Annotated in this window: 17 protein-coding genes and 1 pseudogene; 13 read left to right on the top strand and 5 right to left on the bottom strand. The window is 61.2% G+C overall.

Going from position 1 to position 17,930, the window contains the following annotated elements; translation table 11 throughout:
- Window positions 1-22 precede the first annotated feature (22 nt).
- From ACZ9BX_RS27420 to ACZ9BX_RS27400, 5 genes are read left to right on the top strand one after another with little or no spacing between them, the layout of a single operon-like run.
- Window positions 23-811: a taurine ABC transporter ATP-binding protein gene (locus ACZ9BX_RS27420; protein ID WP_476221319.1), complete on the top strand. Its 789-nt coding sequence runs from the start codon at window positions 23-25 to the stop codon at window positions 809-811.
- A complete protein-coding gene (locus ACZ9BX_RS27415) occupies window positions 808-1,662 on the top strand; it encodes an ABC transporter permease subunit (protein ID WP_476221318.1) in 855 nt (284 codons plus the stop codon). Before ACZ9BX_RS27420 ends, ACZ9BX_RS27415 begins: the two co-directional genes overlap by 4 nt.
- 21 nt (window positions 1,663-1,683) lie before the next feature.
- Window positions 1,684-1,842: a hypothetical protein gene (locus ACZ9BX_RS27410; RefSeq protein WP_476221317.1), complete on the top strand. Its 159-nt coding sequence runs from the start codon at window positions 1,684-1,686 to the stop codon at window positions 1,840-1,842.
- Window positions 1,827-2,219 (top strand): thioredoxin domain-containing protein, encoded by a 393-nt coding sequence (locus ACZ9BX_RS27405; RefSeq protein WP_476221316.1) that lies wholly within the window; start codon window positions 1,827-1,829, stop codon window positions 2,217-2,219. The genes ACZ9BX_RS27410 and ACZ9BX_RS27405 overlap by 16 nt, the downstream gene beginning before the upstream one ends.
- On the top strand, window positions 2,188-2,703 hold the full coding sequence (locus ACZ9BX_RS27400) for a cupin domain-containing protein (protein ID WP_476221314.1): 516 nt from the start codon (window positions 2,188-2,190) through the stop codon (window positions 2,701-2,703). Before ACZ9BX_RS27405 ends, ACZ9BX_RS27400 begins: the two co-directional genes overlap by 32 nt.
- 339 nt (window positions 2,704-3,042) lie before the next feature.
- On the opposite strand, the gene ACZ9BX_RS27395 is transcribed toward ACZ9BX_RS27400, so the two are convergent.
- Window positions 3,043-3,693, bottom strand: coding sequence for a GntR family transcriptional regulator (locus ACZ9BX_RS27395; protein WP_476221313.1), 651 nt, complete (start codon window positions 3,691-3,693; stop codon window positions 3,043-3,045).
- A gap of 159 nt (window positions 3,694-3,852) precedes the next feature.
- On the opposite strand from ACZ9BX_RS27395, the pseudogene ACZ9BX_RS27390 reads away from it, so the two are divergent.
- The 3 genes and pseudogenes from ACZ9BX_RS27390 to ACZ9BX_RS27380 all read left to right on the top strand — a co-directional run.
- A pseudogene (locus ACZ9BX_RS27390) lies at window positions 3,853-5,274 on the top strand (malonyl-CoA decarboxylase); the annotation flags it as partial.
- The gene (locus tag ACZ9BX_RS27385; protein WP_476221311.1) at window positions 5,273-6,787 is read left to right on the top strand and encodes a malonate--CoA ligase; all 1,515 of its coding nucleotides are present in this window, start codon (window positions 5,273-5,275) and stop codon (window positions 6,785-6,787) included. The pseudogene ACZ9BX_RS27390 and the gene ACZ9BX_RS27385, both read left to right, overlap by 2 nt.
- A gap of 96 nt (window positions 6,788-6,883) precedes the next feature.
- The gene (locus ACZ9BX_RS27380; protein ID WP_476221309.1) at window positions 6,884-8,230 is read left to right on the top strand and encodes an SLC13 family permease; all 1,347 of its coding nucleotides are present in this window, start codon (window positions 6,884-6,886) and stop codon (window positions 8,228-8,230) included.
- A 447-nt stretch (window positions 8,231-8,677) separates the two neighbouring features.
- On the opposite strand, the gene ACZ9BX_RS27375 is transcribed toward ACZ9BX_RS27380, so the two are convergent.
- Window positions 8,678-9,127 (bottom strand): MarR family winged helix-turn-helix transcriptional regulator, encoded by a 450-nt coding sequence (locus ACZ9BX_RS27375; protein WP_476221308.1) that lies wholly within the window; start codon window positions 9,125-9,127, stop codon window positions 8,678-8,680.
- Window positions 9,128-9,194: 67 nt separating this feature from the next.
- Here ACZ9BX_RS27375 and hmgA point away from each other — a divergent pair, with 67 nt between their 5' ends.
- From hmgA to maiA, 3 genes are read left to right on the top strand one after another with little or no spacing between them, the layout of a single operon-like run.
- Window positions 9,195-10,550: a homogentisate 1,2-dioxygenase gene (gene hmgA, locus ACZ9BX_RS27370; protein WP_476221307.1), complete on the top strand. Its 1,356-nt coding sequence runs from the start codon at window positions 9,195-9,197 to the stop codon at window positions 10,548-10,550.
- A 40-nt stretch (window positions 10,551-10,590) separates the two neighbouring features.
- Window positions 10,591-11,607 carry a fumarylacetoacetate hydrolase family protein gene (locus tag ACZ9BX_RS27365; RefSeq protein ID WP_476221306.1) on the top strand — a complete coding sequence of 339 codons (1,017 nt, stop codon included), beginning with the start codon at window positions 10,591-10,593 and terminating at the stop codon, window positions 11,605-11,607.
- Window positions 11,608-11,615: 8 nt separating this feature from the next.
- Window positions 11,616-12,275, top strand: a complete 660-nt coding sequence (gene maiA / locus ACZ9BX_RS27360; RefSeq protein WP_476221305.1) for a maleylacetoacetate isomerase — start codon at window positions 11,616-11,618, stop codon at window positions 12,273-12,275.
- Window positions 12,276-12,284: 9 nt separating this feature from the next.
- Here maiA and ACZ9BX_RS27355 read toward each other — a convergent pair whose 3' ends face one another.
- From ACZ9BX_RS27355 to ACZ9BX_RS27345, 3 genes are all read right to left on the bottom strand, one after another.
- Complete coding sequence (locus ACZ9BX_RS27355) at window positions 12,285-13,232, bottom strand: lytic transglycosylase domain-containing protein (protein WP_476221303.1); 948 nt, start codon at window positions 13,230-13,232, stop codon at window positions 12,285-12,287.
- Window positions 13,233-13,299: 67 nt separating this feature from the next.
- Window positions 13,300-14,463 carry an aminotransferase gene (locus ACZ9BX_RS27350; RefSeq protein WP_476221301.1) on the bottom strand — a complete coding sequence of 388 codons (1,164 nt, stop codon included), beginning with the start codon at window positions 14,461-14,463 and terminating at the stop codon, window positions 13,300-13,302.
- Between the two features lie 24 nt (window positions 14,464-14,487).
- Window positions 14,488-15,519 (bottom strand): LysR substrate-binding domain-containing protein, encoded by a 1,032-nt coding sequence (locus ACZ9BX_RS27345; RefSeq protein ID WP_027511070.1) that lies wholly within the window; start codon window positions 15,517-15,519, stop codon window positions 14,488-14,490.
- Window positions 15,520-15,685: 166 nt separating this feature from the next.
- On the opposite strand from ACZ9BX_RS27345, the gene speB reads away from it, so the two are divergent.
- Together speB and ACZ9BX_RS27335 are read left to right on the top strand one after the other, a co-directional pair.
- Complete coding sequence (gene speB / locus ACZ9BX_RS27340; RefSeq protein ID WP_476221299.1) at window positions 15,686-16,747, top strand: agmatinase; 1,062 nt, start codon at window positions 15,686-15,688, stop codon at window positions 16,745-16,747.
- 60 nt (window positions 16,748-16,807) lie between these two features.
- Window positions 16,808-17,896 carry an ABC transporter substrate-binding protein gene (locus ACZ9BX_RS27335; RefSeq protein ID WP_476221298.1) on the top strand — a complete coding sequence of 363 codons (1,089 nt, stop codon included), beginning with the start codon at window positions 16,808-16,810 and terminating at the stop codon, window positions 17,894-17,896.
- Window positions 17,897-17,930 lie beyond the last annotated feature (34 nt).

Raw genomic sequence — 17,930 nt, 5'->3', positions numbered from 1 at the left:
CGTCGAACTTGCGAGCAGCAACATGCTTAAAGTCGATCACGCCAGCGTCTTCTTCGCAGCCCGCGACGGGCGGACCGTTCACGCGCTCGATCGCGTTTCTTTCGATATTGCCGAACGGGGCTTCGTCGTCGCGCTCGGGGCGTCGGGATGCGGCAAATCAACCCTTCTCAACGCGATTGCGGGTTTCCTTCCGCTTTCGGATGGCCGGATAACACTCGATGGTCGCTTGGTCGAACGACCCGGCGCGGATCGTGGTGTCGTTTTTCAGAAAGACGCGCTGCTGCCTTGGAAATCCGTCGTCGACAATGTCGCGCTCGGTTTGAAATTCGCCGGGGTAAAGCGGAAGGAGCGCGAAACGCGCGCCCTGGAATTGCTCCGGCTCGTCGGCCTCGACGAATTCGCGGGCGCTTTTCCCTACGAGCTGTCGGGCGGCATGCGGCAGCGTGTCGGCATCGCGCGGGCTCTGGCAACAAGTCCCGACATCCTGCTGATGGACGAGCCATTCGGCGCGCTCGACAGCCTGACGCGCGAGCAGATGCAGGAACTGCTGGTTTCCATCTGGGATAAAACCGCAAGGAAGGTTTTCTTCATCACGCACTCGATCGAAGAGGCTTTGTTCCTAGGCACGCAAGTCCTGGTCATGTCACCTCGACCAGGGCGCGTCGTGGCACGCTTCGATCTGGATTTCGTTCGCCACTTCGCCGAAACCGGCGACGCCCGGCCGATCAAGGCGTCGCCGCAATTTGCCGAGCTGCGCGAGGAGATACGCGCCATTCTGCACAGCACCGAAGATCTCAGGAGTGCCGCATGAGCGATATAGTTCAGGCCCCGCCGATTGCGGCACATATACAGAACCATCAGGTCAAGCTGGTGAAAATGGCAAGCTTCGGAGCCGGCGAAAAATCGACAGCGGCCATCAGCGCTACCACCGCGCTGGCCATACTGCTGCTGTGGTGGTTTGTATCCGCACTCGGTGTCGTTCCACACCTGTTCCTGCCGCGTCCGGACGAGGTGCTGACGCAGATCGGCGTCATCTATCGCGACGGCTACGCCGGGGCGTCGCTGTCCGAGCATGTCTCCGCAAGTTTGTTTCGCATCGTAGTCGCAGCCCTCATCGCCATCTCCGCAGGCATTCCGCTCGGATTGCTCATGGGCCTGAACCGCTGGGCAAAAGGGGTGCTCGACGCGCCAATCGAGTTCTACTGGCCGCTTCCGCCGCTCTCCTACCTGCCACTGATGATCATCTGGCTCGGCATCGGCGAGACGTCGAAGATCACACTGCTGGTGTTGGCGATGTTCGCACCGATCTGCCTCTCGGCACAGGCCGGCGTTCGCTCGCTCCCGATCGAACGCGTCAATGCCGCGCGTTCGCTGGGCGCGAACCGGCTGCAGCTCTTCCTGGACATCGTCCTGCCATCCGCCCTGCCCGAGATCCTCACCGGTGTTCGAATTGCGCTCGGTGTCGGCTGGGGCACGCTGGTTGCAGCTGAATTGATCGCTTCCACGCGCGGGATCGGTTTCATGATCATGTCGGCCTCACAGTTCCTGGCGACCGACGTCGTCTTTGTCGGCATCGGCATCATCGCAATCTGCGCGTTCACCTTCTCGGCCGCCATTCGCTTTCTGGAGGCGTTCCTCGTGCCCTGGAAGGGCAAGCTCTGACCGAGGGTGATAAGCAGCGGAATGAGCGCCACATTTCGGCACGGTGCGCAGCATCTGCACGGTGGCATCGATCATATCCTCGCCGAGCCGGAGGAGGCCGGAAAGTACGGCGAGCGAAACGCCGACAGTGCCGCCGATCAACGCTGGTCGGCATCAGCCCGCAGGTGCCGGAACGGCTAGTCGCGATCACGGAGCGACACAAGCTCGATTTCCTGGTTGCCAGCGACAAGGACAATGCCCTTGGTCGCCGCTTCGGTATCCTCTACACTTTCGACGAACCTTCGAAGCAGTCGTCGATCGCCGGTAGTGCGCCAATCGGTGAAGTGACGGGTACCGGCACGTGGGAACTGCCGATGCCGGCGACGATCGTCATCGATAAAAGCGGCCATGTGCGCTTTGCCGATGTCAGCCCAGACTGGCCGGTCCGCACCGAACCCGGAGAGGTCATCGACGCGGTCCGCAAGCTTGCCAAGCGCGCCGCCGCCCGATCCGAACCTAGAGACGCCTCAAGCAAACGAGAACAAAGTGACCCACGACCGCAGCCATCACGATCATGACCACGATCATGACCACAATGATGATCATCACCATGCCGACCATTGGCGCGACAACGGGGTGAAGGTCATTCCCGGCAATTCGCTCGATCCGAATACCGCCCAGACGCCCGGCATGAACCGGGCGACGGCCATCAGCAAGGCGCGCGCCGGTGCGGAAAAGATCTGGGCCGGAACGGTGACGATCCATGCCAACGCCAAGACCGGCGCTCACCACCACGGCGATCTCGAAAGCATCATCTATGTGGTAAAAGGCAAGGCCCGCATGCGCTGGGGCGAAAACCTCCAGTACACCGCCGAAGCCGGTCCGGGTGATTTCATCTACGTGCCACCCTATGTGCCGCACCAGGAGATCAACGCCAGCCGCGACGAAACGCTGGAATGCGTCCTCGTCCGCTCGGGCCAGGAACCGGTGGTCGTCAATCTCGATATCGAACCGGTCGAAAAGCCGGAAGAGGTCCGCTGGATCGATCCGATCCATCGTTGACCAAGCGCGCCGTGAACGCGGATGATGAGGCGTTTGAAAGACGCCTCATCATCCGTTTATCGAACACTTCAGTGTTGTCATCTTGGCCATCTGCCGAACCGGATATTATCTCACCTCACGATATGCCAGGAATCGAACGGCGAGCCCTCCGGATAGCGAGTCGCACCAATGATAAATCGGCGCCGTCCTGAAGGTCGCATTGCCCTTGACCTGCCACTGGTCACAACCGTGTAGCCCGGATGCTACACATCGCTCTGGCTTGGCGAGTTCCGCGACGACGGCCAGAATAGTCCGGGACGAAATTCTTGCCCAACAGCCCCGCCCCGACCGCCGTGCACGTCATCTGCTTGCCATGCTTGCAACCAGATCGCTGAACCTCTCGCCCTGTATCCCGACATGCGCCCTGAGCAGGCGCCGCGCGTCCTCCCCATCCCCTGCAAAGATCGCGTTGACGATCGCACAGTGCTCCAAGAAGGACGTCGCCAGGCGATTGCGCACGCGCAGTTGCAGCCGCCGATAGGGGCGCAGGCGCCGGTGCAATTGGGTGCACTGTTCCTCGAGGAAGTCGCTCCGGCTCGCGGCGTAGATCGCCCTGTGGAATGCCTCGTTGTCGTAATAATAGGCATCGCTGTCGCCCGCCTCGGCCGAAAGCTCGCAGCGCCTGTGCGCTGCCGCGATCGCTGCGCGGTCCTCATCGTCGAGCCTACGGGCGGCCAGCGCCCCGGCGAGCCCCTCCAGTTCCGCCATCACCTCGAACATCTCATAGACGCGGTGCGGTCCCGGATCGATTACGACGGCCCCTCTGCGGGGCCGTATTTCGATCAGGCCGATGGCGTTGAGCTGCATCAGCGCCTCGCGCACCGGAGTCCTTGAGACTCCGAACCGACTGGCGAGCACCGTTTCGTCCAGCCGCTCGCCCGGGGAGAACTCATTGGAAAGAATTGCATTTTCAATCTCATCCCGGAGCCATCGGCCGACATTCTCGGACATTTGTTGCGATTCCCTTATACATGAGCACAATTCTTGTATACACGATGCTTGACCTCGTGTACGTGTTGTGACAGATTACATACTACCGGCGAAACCATGCGATGGGAAGTAAGCCGCACTCGCGGCGCAACCAGTCGATTTGAGAAGGGGAGAATGGGCATGCCTGAGACCTCTTTTTTCACGGACATGCTGCAGAGCATCACCGATCGCGGACGTAAGCTCTTGTTTTCCAGCTCACGTGTCTCTGAGGTCGCCGCCGAGGCGGATCTCGAAACCCTCTGCGAAATGCTGCTGTCGAGCCGCGGCGAAGCTTCGGGCATGGCCATTGCCGCCGAGATACTCGACCGCTGGAGCGCACTCGATGCAGAAAGGGTGCAGCACTTCTTTCACGTGCTCTCCGACAAATTCGGACCCGACACGGCGAAGCTCGACCGCGCGATTGAAAACTACCGCACCGACAAGAGCTCAACTTCAATCATTGCTCTCCACCAGGCGGCAGAACCGCGGCGGCAGGAGCTGCTGCGCCGATTGAATCACGCGCCGAGCGGTACGGCAAAGCTCGTCCGGATACGTCAGCAGCTTCTTGCCTCGAAAGAGCAAACGACTGGCTTTCAAGCCCTTGACGCCGACTTTACGCATCTGTTCGGCTCCTGGTTCAACCGCGGTTTCTTGACTTTGCGCCCGATCGACTGGTCGACGCCGGCGCACATCCTGGAAAAGATCATCAAATACGAGGCCGTGCACGAGATCGCCGGCTGGGATGAACTGCGTCGTCGTCTTGCGCCGGCTGATCGCCGATGCTTTGCCTTTTTCCATCCTCGGCTGGCCGACGAGCCGCTTGTGTTCGTCGAGGTGGCGCTCACGCGATCCGTGCCGAACTCCATCGCCGACGTGCTCAACGAAGGCAGGGCGCAAATTGCCGCCGACGAGGCAACGACGGCCGTCTTCTATTCGATCTCCAACTGCCAGGACGGCCTGCGCGGAATCTCGTTCGGCAATTTCCTGATCAAGCAGGTCGTGGACGACCTCCACAGGGATCTGCCGGGCCTCAAAAATTTCGTCACGCTGTCGCCCGTTCCGGGCTTTGCGCGCTGGCTCGCCAAGGCGCGTGCTTCGGCGAGCGAACCGCTGCTGTCGGATGCGGATCGCAAGGCGCTGACGCTGCTGGATGACCCGGCGTGGGCCGACGACGAAAACAGGGCGGCCGAGGTAGAGCGCGTCCTGCTGCGGCTCGCGGCGCATTATTTCCTGATCGAACGGACCGCCGACGGCCGCCCGGTCGATCCAGTCGCCCGCTTCCATCTCGGCAACGGCGCCCGGCTGGAAAGACTGAATTTTCTCGGCGATCGCTCGGCCAAGGCCATGCAGCAGGCACACGGCCTGATGGTCAACTACCTCTACAAGCTCGAGGACATCGTGACCAATCACGAGGCGTTGGCGCAGCGCGGGGAGGTTGTTGCATCGCCGCCTGTCAAGAACCTGATGAACCGGAACGGCGAAGCCGGCGCGACAGCTAACGTCGCCGGGTTTCGCGGCCGGGTGCGCAGGTCGTAAACGAGAAGGATTGGAGGAGGCAAGAATGAGCAACCATCTTTTCGACGCCATACGGGCGGCGGCCCGCGACAACGCGCCGTTCATCCGGATGAATGGCGGTCACATATGGGCCTATGATGACGCATTGGACCTTTCGAGCCGCATCGCGAGCGCGATCGATACGCTCGGCATTCGCCCCGGCGACCGAGTGGCCGTGCAGGTCGAAAAAAGTGCCGAGGCACTGATCCTCTACCTTGCCTGCCTTCGCTCGGGCGCCGTCTACCTGCCGCTGAATACCGCCTATACGCTCGCCGAGCTCGACTATTTCATCGGCGATGCCGAACCTAGGCTGGTCATCGTCCCGTCGGTCGCCCGCGAGAGTGTCGAGAGGATCGCAAAGCCGCACGGCGCAATCGTCGAAACGCTTAACGCCGACGGTACGGGCTCGCTTCTCGATCTCGCAGGAGACGAACAGGCCGACTTCGTCGATGCCTCGCGCACGGCCGACGACCTGGCAGCGATCCTTTATACCTCGGGAACGACCGGGCGCTCCAAGGGAGCGATGCTCACGCATGGCAACCTGCTCTCGAATGCCATGACCTTGCGCGACTGCTGGCGCGTCACCGCCGATGATCGGCTAATCCATGCCTTGCCTCTCTTCCACACGCATGGGCTGTTCGTCGCTACGAACGTCACGCTGCTTGCCGGCGCCTCGATGTTCCTGCTGCCGAAATTCGACCCGGACGGGGTGATGTCGCTGATGCCGCAGGCGACGCTCCTGATGGGCGTGCCGACCTTTTACGTGCGCCTGCTGCAGAACCCCCGCTTCGACCGGCAGGCTGTCGCGAACATGCGCCTCTTCATTTCCGGTTCGGCGCCGCTGCTCGCCGAGACGCATATCGAGTTCAAGAACCGTACCGGGCATGCAATCCTTGAGCGCTACGGCATGACCGAAACCAATATGAACACGTCCAATCCCTATGACAGGGAGCGGATCGCCGGAACGGTCGGCCTGCCCCTCCCCGGCGTGACGGTGCGCATCACCGATCCCGCGACCGGCGCCGAGCTTGCGCCCGAGGAAACCGGCATGATCGAGATCAAGGGACCGAACGTCTTCAAAGGCTATTGGCGCATGCCGGAAAAGACCGCCGCGGAATTCACGGCCGACGGCTTCTTCATCAGCGGCGACCTCGGCAAGATCGACAAGGATGGTTATCTCCACATCGTCGGGCGCAGCAAGGACCTCGTGATCTCCGGCGGATACAACATCTATCCGAAAGAGGTCGAGGGCGAGATCGACCAACTCGAGGGTGTCTCAGAGAGCGCGGTCATCGGGGTTCCGCATCCCGATTTCGGCGAAGGCGTCACCGCCATCGTCGTTTGCAAGCCCGACACGGCGCTCGATGAAAAGGCGATCCTTGGCGCGCTCCAGGACCGGCTCGCGCGCTATAAGCAGCCGAAGCGCATCATTTTCGCCGAGGACTTGCCGCGCAACACCATGGGCAAGGTCCAGAAGAATGTCCTGCGGCAGCAATACGCCGATCTTTACATCACGACGTGAGCCAACCGCGCGCCCTCTGGGAGGAAGGCGCACGGTTATTTCCGATCTCGAAGAACATTAGCTACCGGCGCTGGAGGCGTCGGAGGGAGGGGAATCATGAGCATCGAAATCCTATCCATACTGCTGCTTGTCGCCATGTTCGTCATCGCGACCATCCAGCCGATCAACATGGGTGCGCTGGCCTTCGGCTGCACCTTCCTGCTCGGATCGCTTATCATCGGCATGAAGGCCAGCGACATTTTCGCGGGCTTCCCCAGCGACCTATTCCTGACGCTGGTCGCCGTCACCTATCTCTTCGCCATCGCGCAGATCAACGGCACCATCGACTGGCTCGTCGAATGCGCCGTGCGGCTGGTGCGCGGTCATGTCGTCTGGATTCCCTGGGTGATGTTCGTCGTTGCCGCGATCATCACCGGTTTCGGTGCGCTCGGGCCGGCGGCGGTGGCGATCCTCGCCCCGGTCGCGTTGAGCTTTGCCGTGCAATACCGGATCCGCCCCGCGATGATGGGACTGATGGTCATCCACGGCGCGCAGGCGGGCGGCTTCTCGCCGATTAGCGTCTATGGCGGCATCACCAACCAGATCGTCGCCAAGGCCGGCCTGCCCTTCGCCCCGACATCGCTGTTCCTTTCAAGCTTCTTCTTCAATCTGGCGATCGCCGTGCTGGTCTTCTTCGTCTTCGGTGGCGCTCGCGTGATGAAGCAGATACCGGCTGCTACCGGTCCCCTGCCCGAACTGCATCCCGAGGGTGTATCGGCGGCGATCCGGGGCCACGGCGGCACGCCGGCCAGGCCGATCAGGGAGCATGTCTACGGTACGGCGGCGGACACCGCTCAGAATTTGCGCCTGACTCCGGAAAAGATCTTCACCTTGATAGGGCTGACGGCGCTCGGCGTCGGCGCTCTGGCCTTCAAGTTCAATGTAGGTCTGGTCGCGATCACCGTCGCCGTCGCGCTCGCCCTCATCTCGCCGAAGACCCAGAAGGCGGCAATCGACAAGGTAAGCTGGTCGACCGTACTTCTGATTGCCGGCATCATCACCTATGTCGGCGTCATGGAGAAGGCGGGCACCGTCGACTATGTCGCCAACGGCATATCGAGCCTCGGCATGCCGCTCCTGGTCGCGCTGTTGCTCTGCTTCACAGGCGCCATCGTCTCGGCCTTTGCCTCTTCGACCGCGCTACTTGGCGCCATCATCCCGCTGGCTGTTCCGTTCCTGCTGCAAGGCCACATCAGTGCCGTCGGCGTGGTTGCGGCAATCGCGATCTCGACAACAATCGTCGATACCAGCCCGTTCTCGACCAATGGCGCCCTCGTCGTCGCCAACGCCCCGGACGACAAGCGCGAGCAGGTTCTACGGCAGTTGCTGGTCTATAGCGCGCTGATCGCCATCATCGGGCCGATCGTTGCCTGGTCGGTCTTTGTCTTGCCGGGCCTCGTCTGATGGCAGGACTGCCGCCGCCTTCGGGAGGCGAAAAATTGTCGGCGTCCGGTGGGAGAGGGACGCCCTGATCGAAGGTGCAATCGCGTCTAGGCCAGGATCTATTTGTCGCGCATTCGTTGCGAGCAGACCGATGTCGACACCACAATCATCGCCCGGCGGTCCTTCCATTAACCGCCGGCCGTCTGGATCAGCGAGAGGTGGAGGTTGCCGAAGGCGCCGATCTTTCGCTGCAAAGCTTTCGCAGAAAAAATTATCAGTCACTTCTCATTCAAATAGCTGTTTTCGGTATCGCCGCGAGGCGGGCCGCGCGGGGCTATGCGAGGCGGATTAACCTTTGGTGACACGCGCATGATCGAGAAGATGGACGCCAAGGATAGCGGCTCTTTTTTCCATCAGCGCTCGTCCTCATCCACGGCACCGAGATCGACCCGTCATGGATAAGACGAGCTAATGACGCGGTGTCCCCATGGCGGCCTCAACGGCGGTGAGGCCGGAGGAAAGCGCCTGCAGGCCGTCTTGTCCGAGAAGCGACGCCACTTCCGCCGAATAGCTGCAGGCAAGCATGGTCAGTTCGCGATAGGTATTTCGCCCCGCAGCCGTCAGTTCCAGATGTTCGACACGGCGGTCATCCTCATGCTGCGCCCGCTTTAGCCAGCGGCGTTTCTCAAGCGAAAAAACCGCGCGACTGACCTTGGTCTTGTGCATGGTCGAATGAACACCCACCTCCTTCGCCGTCATGCGCCCGGAGCTGCCGAGTGCTGCGAGCGTGCGCCATTCCGGCCGCGTCAGGCCATATTTGGCCTTATAGGCGGCCGCAAAGCGCAGCGCGATGAATTCCGCGGCGCGGTTTAGGCGAAAGGGCAGGAACTGCTCGAGATCGAATTGGCCGGTATCCATGGCTTCCTTGATAGTTACAAAATAGACAGTTACGTTTGTAACCATATTGAAAGAGGAGGTGCAAGGCATGCTGGAGAAGACGAGGAGCACGGCTGCCGATGCGGTCGTAAATAACCCGCAATACATGCCGGGCTTTGGCAATGATTTCGAGACGGAGTCCTTGCCCGGCGCTCTGCCGCAGGGCCAGAACAGCCCGCAGAAATGCAATTACGGGCTTTATGCCGAACAACTGTCAGGCTCGCCCTTTACCGCACCGCGCGGCACCAACGAACGCTCCTGGCTCTACCGCATTCGCCCGAGCGTGCGTCACACGGGCCGCTTTTCCAACGCCAGTTATCCCCTCTGGAAATCGTCGCCGTGTCTCGACGATCATACGTTGCCGCTCGGCCAGCTGCGCTGGAGCCCGATCCCGGCGCCTGCGGAAGAGCTCAACTTCCTCGCCGGCATCCGCACGATGACGGCGGCCGGCGATGTCATGACCCAGACCGGCATGGCGGCCCATGCCTATGTCTTCAACGCCGACATGATCGATGATTATTTCTTCAATGCAGACGGGGAACTGCTGGTCGTTCCGCAGCTCGGCGCCATCCGCGTCTTCACCGAAATGGGCATCATCGATGTCGAGCCCTTGGAGATTTGCCTCATTCCGCGCGGCATGATGTTCAAGGTATCCCGCCTCGGCGACGGATCCGAATGGCGTGGCTATATCTGCGAGAACTACGGCGCCAAGTTCACGTTGCCGGATCGCGGGCCGATCGGCGCCAATTGCCTTGCCAATCCGCGCGACTTCAAGACGCCGGTCGCCGTCTACGAAGACAAGGAAACGCCGTGCCGCCTGCACGTCAAATGGTGCGGCAAGTTCTATGTGACCGAGATCGGCCATTCGCCGCTCGACGTCGTGGCCTGGCACGGCAACTATGCGCCGTTCAAATACGATCTGCAGACTTTCGCGCCGGTCGGCGCAATCCTCTTCGACCATCCGGATCCGTCGATCTTCACGGTGCTAACGGCGCCTTCGGGCGAAGAAGGGACCGCCAATGTCGACTTTGTCATCTTTCCGCCGCGCTGGCTGGTGGCCGAACACACATTTCGCCCGCCCTGGTATCACCGCAACATCATGAGCGAGTTCATGGGGCTCATCCATGGTCAGTACGACGCCAAGGCGGAGGGTTTCGTCCCGGGCGGGATGAGCCTGCACAACATGATGCTGCCGCATGGGCCGGATTCGACGGGCTTTGAAAACGCGTCCAACGTCGAGCTGAAACCCGTGAAGCTCGACCATACGATGGCCTTCATGTTCGAGACCCGCTATCCGCAGCAGCTGACACGATACGCAGCCGAGCTTGAGACGCTGCAGGACGACTACCTCGAATGCTGGGATGGTCTAGAACGCAAATTCGACGGAACAGCCGGTATCAAGTGATACAGTTCACTCGTCATTCAAGAACTGGAATTCAAAGAGCATGAAACTTGCCACGCTCAAAGACGCCACCCGTGACGGCCGCCTAGTGGTCGTTTCCAAGGACCTCAGCCGGTGCTCCGAAGTCCACCATATCGCCCGGACGCTGCAGGCTGCCCTTGACGACTGGGCTCACATCGCACCACGTCTTGCCGCCGTTGCGGAGGGTCTGGAAACCGGCGCGCAGCCGTCCATGCGGTTTCACGAGCACGACGCCGCATCGCCGCTGCCGCGCGCCTATCAATGGGCGGATGGTTCGGCCTACGTCAACCACGTCGAACTGGTCCGCAGGGCACGCAAAGCCGAGATGCCAGCCACCTTCTGGACCGAGCCATTGATGTATCAGGGCGGTTCCGACAGCTTTCTTGGGCCGCGCGACCCCATCCTGGCGGCGGACATATCCTATGGCATCGATATGGAGGCCGAGATCGCCGTCATCGTCGACGACGTGCCAATGGGCGCCGCGATCGACGAAGCGCGTAGCGCCATCCGGCTCTTAATGCTCGTCAACGATGTTTCCCTGCGTGGGCTGATCCCGTCGGAACTCGCAAAGGGCTTCGGTTTCTTTCAGTCGAAGCCCTCCTCGACATTCTCGCCGGTTGCGGTAACGCCCGATGAGCTTGGCGACGCCTGGGACGGCGGCAAACTGCACCTGCCGCTCATTGTCGACCTTAACGGCAAACCCTTCGGGCGCGCCAATGCCGGCATCGACATGACGTTTAATTTCGGTGAGCTCATCGTCCATGCCGCGAAGACCCGGCCGCTTTCCGCCGGCACCATCATCGGCTCGGGGACGGTCTCCAACAAGCTGGACGGCGGGCCGGGCAAGCCGATTTCCCAAGGCGGCGCCGGCTATTCCTGCATCGCCGAAATCCGGATGATCGAAACGATCGAGACCGGCGCTGCCGCAACACCCTTCATGAGGTTCGGCGATACTGTCCGCATCGAGATGAAGGATGCGGACGGGCACTCGATCTTCGGAGCAATCGAGCAGACCGTTGCGAAATACGAAAAGCAGTGAGGGCCGACATGGTGAGTGATACGGTTCTGTTCGACTACTGGCGCTCTTCTGCAAGCTACCGTGTCCGGATCGCGCTCAACATGCTGACGATCCCCTATCGGACCGTTGCCATCGATCTTCTGGCCAGGGAGCACAGGCAGCCGGCTCATCTCGCGCGAAACCCGCAGGGACTGGTTCCTGTACTCCTTATCGATGGCGAGACACTGACCCAGTCGCTCGCGATCATCGAATATCTTTCGGAAACACGGCCGAATACCGGGCTTCTGCCCCCAGACGCGCTGGGCCGCCAACGTGTCAGGGCCCTTTCCTACGCCATCGCAATGGACATACATCCCATCTGCAATCTGAGCGTCGTTTCCCACATCACGCAGCAATCGGACAATCCGGACGCCGCCCGGCTGGCATGGATGGGCAAGTTCATCCGGGACGGTCTTAACGCTTTCGAGCTAATGCTGGACCGGCCGGAAACCGGCGAATTCTGCCATAAAGACCAGCCCACCATGGCTGACCTCTGCCTCGTGCCGCAGATCTATAATGCCCGGCGGTGGAGTGTCGATCTTTCCGCCTATCCGCGCGCTACGGCGATTGCAGAACAATGCGAAGGGCTGCCTGCCTTTGCTGCGGCTCATCCCGATCGGGCGGCACGATCGAGCTCCGCAGCCGGATAAGAAAGCTAATCAGTCGTTCTTGAACACCAGGCATACGCCGCCAGCTTTGCGCACGGCCGCACAGACCTGATTTGCCTCGCCCCTCGTTTGACGCGCAACGCGGGCGACATAGCGCGGCCGGTAACCGAAGCTGCGGTCGCGCTGGCGCAAAATGAGAGGCCTTTCGGCGTTCAGGGGCACCGGCAGCTTGCGAATGTCTTCCAGGAAAAGACTGCGTGCCGCTGCGGGGTCGAAGTGCGCGGCGAGTTGTGCGCCCCAAGGCGCCCACTCGCCTTCGGGCTGCCAAGGAGAAGACTTGAAACGGCGGCTTTCGGCAAGAGCGATGCAAGCCTCCAGGAAGGCCTTGTCCTTATCGAGTTCAAGTGCTGCTTTGTCGGGTGGGCTGTTTTTCCACTCTTCGACGGTGTGCGCCGTTATCGCCGTGACATAGCTTCGTGTCTCGAAAGGCAGGGAACCGGCTTCCAGAAAAGCCGAAAGACCATTTTCGCCGGCATTATAGGCTGCTGCCGCAAGCCCCAGATTGCCGAAGCGGTTGCGCAACTCATTGAGATAGGCCGCCGATGCCTGCAGTGCGCTCAGCGCATCATAGCTGTTTTTAAGACCGCGCAGTTTCGCGGTGCCCGGCATGAACTGCGCGATCCCCTCCGCACCCTTCGGACTGAGTGCATCGGGGCGAAAATGGCTTTCCTTCCAGATGAGCCGCGCAAAATAATCAGGGGGAAGTTGGTTGGCGCGTGCGAAATGATCGATGGCCGTGCAGATGTCCGTGCTGAAACTGTCCTTTCGGACGCAAAGGGCCGGCCCGCCGGAAGAAGCCTGCAGAGAGTAAAGACATGGCGGTGGCGCGGCACTACCCTCAGGCTGGGAACCGGCGGGGTGGCTGGCAAGAAAGACAGCGATGAACGCACCTGCGATCGGCGCAAGTCTTCCGGCGGCCTTCCCCATGGAGTGCCTCATTGGTGCCCTCTCCAAACTCCATCGGATCGTCGCGCTGACACTATCACAAAATTTGCGCAGAAACCGCCTATCGCAGGCGCTCGCGCAACTGCCCGATCACGCCGACATCGGCATTGGCGAAGGCAAGCCGGAGATAACCGTCTTGGCCCTCGCCGAAATAGCTTCCAGGGATACAAATCACTCCGGCTTCCTTGGCGAGCCTTTCCGCCACCGTGGCGGAAGGCAGATCCCCACAAGGATGCCGGACGAAGGCGAAGTAGGCGCCGATTGCGGCGATCGACCAGCCGTTCGTTTCTGCCATAACCGCTTTCAGCGCCTCAGCGCGGCGCGAAATTTCCAGCCGGTTTGCAGCGCGCCAGTCCGCCAGGATCGGAAGGGCCGTTGCCACGGCGGCCTGAGCCGCCCGCGGCGCACAGATCTGCATGTTATCCATGATCTTGGCGATCTCGCCGACGATGCGCGGACCGGCTGTTATCGCACCCAGCCGGTGTCCGGGAATGCAGAAGGATTTGGAGAAGCTGTAGAGTAGGACAAGCGTCTCATCCCAGCCCTCGATGGAGAGCAGATCATGCGGCGCTCCGGCATCGGCCGGCAGAAAGTCCCGATAGGTCTCGTCCAGGATCAGCCAGGCTCCATATTTCCGGCAGAGGTGGAAGAGTTCGCGAAGCAGCGCCGGCGGATAGACTGCGCCGGTCGGATTGTTCGGTGTGACGACCGCAAGGGCACGCACGCCCGACAACAAGGCCTTTTCTGCTGATGCCAAGCTCGGCAGGAAGCCTTTCGCAGCATCGCAATCGACGAGAACACGTCCGATGCCCAGCATGGAAAGCGTGGTTTCGTGATTGAAATAGAAGGGATTGGTGAGCGCGATCGTCTCGCCCGATTTGGCAAGCGCGATGGTGCTGCACATGAAGGCCTGATTGCAGCCGGAGGTGATATGGACGTTGGCGGCAGCAACGCTCGTGCCATAGACGTCCGACATATGCGCCGCATAAGCCTTCCTGAGCGCCTCCTCCCCTTCGATGGCGCCATAGCCGGTCATAGCTGGAGAGGCGGCCGCCTCGCCGAGAAGCCGCAGCATCTCTGGGTGAGCGGGATAGCCGGGCACGGCTTGGGACAGGTCGATCAGCGGTCCTTTGCCGCCATCATAGTCACGCGCCCAGGCAACCACCGAAGGGATGGGTGGCGGCGACAGACGAGAGACGAGCGGATTTGGATGGGCAAGCGGCATTCCGGGCTTTCCTTGAGAGATCGATTACGGTTTCAGGCGGCGCTTGACAGGCCGTTGGGCGGCGGCGCGAGCGCGCGAGACAGGCGTGAAGCTTTCGGCTGTAGCCGCCGGAGCGTCAATTCGCCCGCGCCCGCGGATCACACGCCGGGCCGACGCCTGCGGCTCTGCCCCGCGGTCTCTTTCGAGGGCGGAGAAGAACCAGTCGATAAAGACCCTAACGATCGGCGCGGCTCGCACTTCGTTTCGGCAGGCGACATAAAAGGCATCATTGGCCGGAACGGAGAGATCAAAGGGTACGACGAGTTCGCCCTGAGCGATCAGGCTGCCGGCCGTAATCGCATCGCCGAGCGCAACCCCCTGCCCGCTCAAGGCCGCCTCCGTGGATAGCCGCGCATCGCTCATGAAGTGCTGCCTGCCGCGCGGCATGTCCAACGCGTCGGCTGCAGCAAGCCAAGTATTCCATTCGCGTCCATCGTCGCCGTGGAGCAGGACGTGATCACGCAGATCGCGCACAGAGCGCAACGCGCGGCTGTTCATCAGGGTCGGGCTGACGACGGGGAAAAGTTGCAGGTTGCTCCAAAGGCGCGCCCAGCAGTCCAGCCAGGTCCCGTCGCCATAAAGAATGCAGACATCGATATCCGGCGAGTAAAGCCGGTCGGGATCGTTGGAGGCGACGAGCGTCAGGCTGATATCCGGGAACTGTTCGCTGAACTGGTGCATGCGCGGGATCAGCCAGAAGGAGAGCAAAGCCGGCACGCATGAAATCCTAAGGCTACCGCTGGTCGATGGCCGGGTCACCAGCGCCGTTGCCGCTGCGATCGTCTCGAATGCAGTTGTTAGAGCCGGCAAAAGCAGAGCAGCTTGCGGCGTGAGCTTCAGCCGCTTGCCGTTGCGCTCGAAAAGCGGCGTGCCGAAGACCGCTTCCAGCGCCTTGATCTGATGGCTGATGGCCCCATGGGTAACATTGAGCTCGCGCGCAGCCGCCGAGACCGAGCCGCGGCGAGCGGCGGCCTCGAAGGCACGCAATGCATTCAGCGGCGGCAGTCGGTTGAACATGGCAACCTAATGTGAAAAAATCTCACGCTAATTGCTATTACAATGTGAATTGCGTTTTCAACATTTTTGTCGGGTAATGCAAAAAATAAAAGACAGCAAGGGGAATGACCGTAAAACTGCAATGCAGTTCCGCTTCCCTACCGTTTGCGACAAGAGGTGAACCGGAATGGCCTGGGATCAGACGAAGCTCGAAGAACTACGTGCGAAATTCGCCGAGAGCCACGGCGGCCAGATATTCGATCCCGACTTCCGCAAGGTGGCCGATAAGATCTTTTCAAAAACCGGCACGCGCCTTGCTCCTTACGCCGGCATTCCGACATTCCTGAGCGCCCCTTACATGCCGGTCGCCGCCGATGAGCCGGATTTCGGCAATCTGCAGGTCGCAATCACCGGTATCCCGATGGATCTCGGCGTCACCAACCGTCCGGGATCGCGCTTCGGACCGCGCGCACTGCGCGCCATCGAGCGCATTGGTCCTTATAATCATGTGCTGGGCACGGCGCCGCTGTTTGATTTGCGCGTCGCCGATATCGGCGACGTCCCCTTCCAGAGCCGTTACCGGCTGGAGCTCAGTCATGACGACATTGAAAAGCGCATCAATCAGATCGTCGATGCGGGCGTCGTACCGCTTTCCGTCGGCGGCGATCACTCGATAACGCACCCGATCCTCAAGGCCGTCGGCAAGAAGCAACCGGTCGGCTTGATCCACATCGATGCGCATTGCGATACGGGGGGCGCGTTCGACCAGACAAAGTTCCACCACGGCGGTCCGTTCCGCAATGCCGTTCTCGACGGCGTGCTCGATCCGACCCGTACTGTGCAGATCGGCATCCGCGGTTCGGCCGAATATCTCTGGGAGTTCTCCTACGAATCTGGAATGACGGTGATCCATGCTGAGGAGGTGACGGGCGTGGGGATTCCGGCGATCATCGAAAGGGCAAAGGCGATCGTCGGCGGAGCTCCCACCTATCTGTCATTCGACATCGACAGCCTCGATCCGAGCTTTGCGCCCGGTACCGGCACACCGGAAGTCGGCGGCTTGACGACGCGGGAGGTTCTGGAATTGATCCGCGGCCTGAAAGGGATCAATCTTGTCGGCGGAGATGTTGTCGAGGTCGCCCCGCAATATGACGCCACGACCAATACCGCCCACGCCGGTGCCCAGGTCCTGTTCGAAATCCTGAGCCTGATGGTCTTCAGCCCATCCATCGGCAGCAAGCGCGATTGAACCCGGCAACGACCGAATCTGCAACGTCATGACAGACCAAACAAAAAAGGGAACAAAGCCATGAAAACCATTCTCGACAAGGCGGTCAGCCGCCGAAACGTGCTGGCAACCGGCCTCGCCGCCACTAGCATGCTCGCCATGCCTGCCGTTCTGCGCGCGCAGGACAAGTCGCTGAAGGTCGGCGTCTATGGCGGCTACTTCAAGGATTCGTTCGACAAGAACGTCTTTCCGGAATTCACCAAGGCAACCGGCATTGCCATCGAGTCGGTGGCCGAACCGACAGGCGAGGCCTGGCTGGTGCAGCTGGAACAGGCCGCCAAGGCCGGCCAGGCGCCTGCCGACCTTTCGATGATGTCGCAGGTCGCGATGTTAAAGGGCCAGGCAACCGAGCTCTGGACGCCGATCGACATGGCAAAGCTCAAGAACGCCTCCGGCCTCATCGACCGCTTCGTCAACAAATATCCGGACGGCCGGGTTGCCGGTGTCGGTGCCGTGGCGTGGTACATCACGCTCGTCACAAACACGGATGTCTACAAGGAAGCTCCGACCTCCTGGAACGCGCTGTGGGATCCGGCAAATGCCGACAAGCTCGGCCTGCTTGCCCTCGTCTCCAACTCATTCCTACTCGAAGTGACGGCCAAGACGCATTTCGGCGGTACGAATGCGCTCGACACCGAGGAAGGCATCCTGAAGGCGTTCGACAAGCTTGCTGAGGTGAAGCCGAATGTCCGCCTCTGGTATCGCGACGAGGCGCAGTTCGAGCAGGCGCTGAAGTCCGGTGAAATCCCGATGGGCCAGTATTACCACGATGTCACCGGGCTGGCCGCCGCCGACGGCTTCCCGGTCCGCTCGACCTTCCCAAAGGAAGGCGGCATCCAGGATTCCGGCTGCTGGGCGCTGTCGCGCACTTCCAAGAAGGCGGAAGAGGCACATATCTTCATCGACTACATGTGCCAGCCGGCCATCCAGGCGCTGATGTCGCGCAAAGTGGGCATAGCACCGACCATCAAGCGCGAATTGCTCGACTTGACCGACAAGGAGTTCGCAGCCGTCTCCTCCGACATCGAGCCGATCACGCCGCGCTACGATCTCTACCAGAGCAAGTCCGATTGGCTGAACCAGAAATGGACGGAACTCATCGTCGGCTGAGTTTCGAAGCCTGAATGCTCCCCAATGATCGGCA

The sequence above is a fragment of the Rhizobium sp. USDA 3886 genome (genome assembly GCF_056279785.1).
Note: the sequence above shows the minus strand (reverse complement) of the source record. Positions and strands in the feature narration are given on the sequence as shown.